Consider the following 4,915-nt stretch of genomic DNA (forward strand, 5'->3'; position numbering starts at 1 on the left):
CCGGGCGGCTCGGCGGCCGGTGCGGGCAGGGCGCCGGCCCGGCGGCGGACGGTGGCCAGCGCGGCCAGCTCCAGCAGCGCGGTGGCCGGGTCGGACCGGTCCACGGCGTCGGCGAGCGGCAGCGCGGTGGTGGGGAGCGGGCGTCGGTCGGTGCCGAGCAGGGCGCTGGTCCGCAGGGTCTCCCACGGGTCCTGGGTGATCGTCATCGTCGGTGCTCCTAAAGCGTGGTGAGGCCGACCGGGCGTTGCTCGGCGGTCCAGGCGGTGACCGGGGCGAAGCCCTGGTGGCCGTACTCGCCGAAGACCGTCAGCGGGCGGCCGGTGGAGACCGCGGCCAGCCGCCACAGCGCCGCCTCGGGGACGGCCGAGGGGTGGACCGGGACGGTGTGGTGGCCGTCCGTCAGGTGCCAGCCGTCCGGGGTGCGGACCGGGACGATCCCGGCGAGCACGGTCGGCCAGCTGTCCAGCCACGGGTCGTCGGCCACCGCGGTGCCGTACCCGGCGACCGCCTCGGCGACGGTGAGCCCGGAGGGCGGGGCGGCCGGGCCGGGCCCGGGGGCGCCGTAGCGGGTGCCGAGCGCGGCGCGCAGCGGGCGGGCGCCGGGGTGGTAGGCGAGTTCGGCCTCCAGCAGGTGGCCGGTGGGCAGGGCGAGGTCGGGAGCCTGGCCGGGGCGGCCGAAGGCCAGCAGCAGGGCGGGGCGGCCGGTCTTGGCGCCGCGCAGCCAGACCCGGCGGGTGGTGAGCCGTTCGTCGGCGCCCCCGTCTATCGGTGTGGTGCGGCTGCCGAGCACCAGCCAGCGGTCCCGGACGGTCGGCCCGGCGAGCACCTCGGCGGCGTCCAGGGTGTAGCCGACCCGGGCGCGGACGGTGGCGGCCAGTTCGGGCGGCAGCTCGTCGACCCGGGTGGCGGCGGTGGCGAGCAGGTGGAGCATCGCGTACTCCTCCAGCAGCCGGTCCTCCGGAAGGGCGTCCAACTCCCGTACCCGGGTGGCCAGTCCGGAGGCCTGGGCGTCGACCATGCGGGCCGCGACCTCCTCCCAGGGGCCGGCCGTGGACTGGTCGGCCAGGCCGTGCCGGATCCGGTCGGCCAGCCGGAGCCGCAGCTCGGCCGCGCCGGCCGCGACCCGGGCCGCGCGCTTCTCGGCCCGCCGGCGGGCGGCCTCCGGGTCGACCGGGGCGTTGGCGCGCTTCTCGGCGCGCTCCTGTCGGGCCTGGAGCCACTCGGCGGCCCAGTCGGCGGGCTCGCCGGAGGGCACGGCCTCGGGCGTGCCGCTCCACAGCAGGAGGAGTCCGAGCGCGTGCTTGCACGGGAACTTCCGGCTGGGGCAGCTGCACTGGTAGGCGGGCGTGGCGAGTTCGACCACGGTGCGGTACGGCGTGCGGCCGCTGCCCCGGCACTCGCCCCAGAGCGCGGTGCCGTCGGTGCCCGTCCCGGACCAGGGCGCGGGCGAGGACAGCTTGCCCGCGGCCTTCCGCGACGCGGCGTCAGGGGCCAGGGACAGGACGTGTTCGGTGCTCCAGCGTTCCTCCATGCGACCGACGGTAGGCGGGGGCACTGACAGTGGCTGACTGCCCGTCGCACGGCCGTCCGCCGGACTGTCAGTGGCACGTTGCAAGGTGGTTCCCACAGGCCGGGACGCCGGCCTGGCTCCCCCCGATCACCCTGCCGCCCGGGCACCCGTGCGCCCGGCGGCCGACCCGAAGGAGCCCCCATGACCGACGTTCTGCGGCAGCACGCCGAGGACGCCTTCGCCGGCGAACTGGCCGCGCTGGCCGCGCGGGACGACCGTCCGCGCCCCGAGCGCTGGAAGCTGTCGCCGTGGGCCGTGGCGACGTACCTGCTCGGTGGCGAGCTGCCGGACGGCACCCGGATCACCCCCAAGTACATCGGCCCGCGCCGGGTCGTCGAGGTCGCCGTCACCACCCTGGCGACGGACCGCGCGCTGTTGCTGCTCGGCGTGCCCGGCACCGCGAAGACCTGGGTGTCCGAGCACCTGGCCGCCGCGATCAGCGGCGACTCCACGCTGCTGGTGCAGGGCACCGCCGGCACCCCCGAGGAGGCCGTCCGGTACGGCTGGAACTACGCCCAGCTGCTCGCCCACGGCCCCAGCCGGGACGCCCTGGTGCCCTCGCCGGTGATGCGGGCGATGGCGGACGGCAAGCTCGCCCGGATCGAGGAGCTCACCCGCATCCCGGCCGACGTGCAGGACAGTCTGATCACCATCCTGTCCGAGAAGACCCTGCCGGTGCCGGAGTTGGGCGGCGAGACCCAGGCCGTACGCGGCTTCAACGTGATCGCCACCGCCAACGACCGGGACCGCGGCGTCAACGAGCTGTCCAGCGCGCTGCGCCGCCGCTTCAACACGGTGGTGCTACCGCTGCCCGGCTCGCTGGACGAGGAGGTCGACATCGTCACCCGCCGGGTCGGCCAGCTCGGCCGCTCCCTCGACCTGCCCGAACTGCCGGGCGGCGCCGAGGAGATCAGGCGGGTGGTGACGGTCTTCCGCGAGCTGCGGGCCGGCCTCACCGTGGACGGCCGGACGAAGGTCAAGACCCCGAGCGGCACCCTCTCCACCGCCGAGGCGATCTCGGTGGTGACCAACGGCCTCGCCCTGGCCACCCACTTCGGCGACGGCGTGCTGCGCGCCGGGGACGTGGCGGCCGGCATCGTCGGCGCCGTCGTCCGCGACCCGGTGGCCGACCGGGCGGTGTGGCGCGAGTACGTCGAAGGGGTGGTGCGCGAGCGCGACGGCTGGAAGGACTTCTACCGCGCGGCCCGCGAGGTGACGACGTGACCTCGGAGGTCGCCCTGCTGGGCATCCGGCACCACGGACCCGGCTCGGCCCGGGCGGTGGCCGCCGCGCTGGCGCAGTGGCAGCCGGACGCGGTGCTGATCGAGGGACCGCCGGAGGCCGACGCCGTCGTCCACCTCGCCGCCGAGAAGGACCTGGTGCCGCCGGTCGCCCTGCTCGCCCACGCGGTGGACGACCCGGCGCGGGCCGCCTTCTGGCCGTACGCCGAGTTCTCCCCGGAGTGGGTGGCGATCCGCCACGCCGTCGACCACGACCTGCCGGTCCGCTTCATCGACCTGCCCGCCGCCTACGGCTTCGCGCCCGCACCCGAGGAGGCCGAAGCGGTGGAGGAGGCCGAGGAAGCCGCCGACGAGCTGCCCGTTGACCCGCTGGCCCTGCTCGCCGAGGCGGCCGGCCACGACGACCCGGAGCGCTGGTGGGAGGACGTGGTCGAGCACCGCGCCCCCGGCGCGGACGCGCTTGCCCCCTTCGCCGCCGTCGCCGAGGCGATGGCCGTGCTGCGCGCCGAGGGCCTCGGCGAGTCCCGCCGGGACCAGCTGCGCGAGGCCCACATGCGCCAGCGGATCCGGGCCGCCCGGCGCGCCGGGTACGGCCGGATCGCCGTGGTCTGCGGCGCCTTCCACGTGCCCGCGCTGGCGGCGATGCCCACCGTCGCCCACGACAAGGCGCTGCTCGCCGGGCTGCCGAAGAAGGTGCGGACGGAGATCACCTGGATCCCGTGGACGCACCGCCGGCTCTCCCAGGCCGCCGGTTACGGCGCGGGCGTCCAGTCGCCCGGCTGGTACCACCACCTGTTCACCGCGGTGGGCGATCCGGTGCCGCGCTGGCTCACCCGGGCCGCCGGACTGCTGCGCGCCGAGGACCACCCGGTCTCCTCCGCCCACGTCATCGAGGCGGTCCGGCTCGCCGAGACCCTGGCCGTCCTGCGCGGCCGTCCGCTCGCCGGGCTGACCGAGACCCTGGACGCCGTCCGCGCGGTGCTCTGCGACGGCTCGGACGTCGCCCTGGAGCTCGTCCGGGACCGCCTGGTGGTCGGCGACGCGCTCGGCGAGGTGCCGGACGCCGCCCCGGCGGTGCCGCTGCAGCGCGACCTCGCCCGGTTGCAGCGCTCGCTGCGGCTCAAGCCCGAGGCCGCGCCCCGGGACGTCGACCTCGACCTGCGCAAGGACACCGACGCGGCCCGCTCCCGACTGCTGCACCGGCTGCGGCTGCTGGGCGTCGGGTGGGGCGTGCCGGCCCGCTCCGCGGTCAACTCCACCGGCACCTTCCGGGAGAGCTGGCGACTGTGCTGGCAGCCCGAGTTCGCGGTCCGGATCGCCGAGGCCGCCCAGTGGGGCACCACGGTGGAGGAGGCCGCCGTCAACAAGGCGGTCGGTACCGCCCGCGCGGCCGGCGAACTCGCCGAGCTGACCGCCCTGGTGGAGACCTGCCTGCTGGCCGGGCTGTCCGGCGCGCTGCCCGCCGTGATGCGGGTGCTCGCCGACTGCGCGGCCCTGGACACCGATGTCGCGCACCTGGCGGGCGCGCTGCCCGCGCTGGTCCGCGCGCTGCGCTACGGCGACGTGCGCGGCACCGACCACGGCGCGCTCGCCGAGGCGGCGGCGGGCCTGGCCGGGCGGGTCTGCGTCGGACTGCCGCCCGCCTGCGTCGGGTTGGACGCCGAGAGCGCGACGGCGATGCGGGCCCGGATCGACGAGGTGCACGGCGCGATCGCCCTGCTCGGCCCCGGTGAGACGGCCGAGCCGGACGGCCTGCCCGCCCGCTGGGCCGCCGCGCTGGCCTCGCTGGTCCGCCGCGAGCCCGCCGGCGGACCGGCCACCGGCGCCCCCGGCCTGCTGCGCGGCCGTGCCGTCCGGCTGCTGCTGGACGACGGCCGACTCGGCTCCGAGGAGGCCGCCCGACGGCTGCGCCTGGTGCTGTCGACGGCCAACGCCCCGGCGGACGCGGCTGGTTGGGTCGAGGGCTTCCTCGCCGGCGGCGGCGCCCTGCTGCTGCACGACCCCCGGCTGCTCGCCCTGCTGGACGAGTGGCTCGGCGGGGTCAGCGACGAGGTCTTCACCGACGTCCTGCCGCTGCTGCGGCGCACCTTCGCCGGGCTGGAGG

At 77.1% G+C, this 4,915-nt stretch carries 3 protein-coding genes and 1 pseudogene; 2 read left to right on the forward strand and 2 right to left on the reverse strand.

The genetic code is table 11. From position 1 onward, the window contains the following. Both BG452_RS29820 and BG452_RS29825 read right to left on the reverse strand, forming a co-directional pair. Positions 1-206: pseudogene (locus BG452_RS29820) on the reverse strand (hypothetical protein); the annotation flags it as partial. A gap of 11 nt (positions 207-217) precedes the next feature. Beyond that, the gene (locus tag BG452_RS29825; RefSeq protein WP_188307466.1) at positions 218-1,531 is read right to left on the reverse strand and encodes an SWIM zinc finger domain-containing protein; all 1,314 of its coding nucleotides are present in this window, start codon (positions 1,529-1,531) and stop codon (positions 218-220) included. A 180-nt stretch (positions 1,532-1,711) separates the two neighbouring features. Here BG452_RS29825 and BG452_RS29830 point away from each other — a divergent pair, with 180 nt between their 5' ends. Both BG452_RS29830 and BG452_RS29835 read left to right on the forward strand, forming a co-directional pair. Then, positions 1,712-2,794 (forward strand): ATP-binding protein, encoded by a 1,083-nt coding sequence (locus BG452_RS29830; protein WP_223242918.1) that lies wholly within the window; start codon positions 1,712-1,714, stop codon positions 2,792-2,794. Further along, positions 2,752-4,915: DUF5682 family protein (locus tag BG452_RS29835; protein WP_411293043.1), on the forward strand; the 2,164-nt coding region annotated here is incomplete at its 3' end. The genes BG452_RS29830 and BG452_RS29835, both read left to right, overlap by 43 nt.

Origin of the sequence: Streptomyces sp. CBMA123, assembly GCF_014596465.1 — a bacterium.
Taxonomy (GTDB): Bacteria; Actinomycetota; Actinomycetes; order Streptomycetales; family Streptomycetaceae; genus Kitasatospora.

Coding starts and splice junctions, on each gene's coding strand:
- BG452_RS29825 (WP_188307466.1), bottom strand. CDS start 1,531: ATGGAGGAACGCTGGAGCACCGAACACGTCCTGTCCCTGGCCCCTGAC.
- BG452_RS29830 (WP_223242918.1), top strand. CDS start 1,712: ATGACCGACGTTCTGCGGCAGCACGCCGAGGACGCCTTCGCCGGCGAA.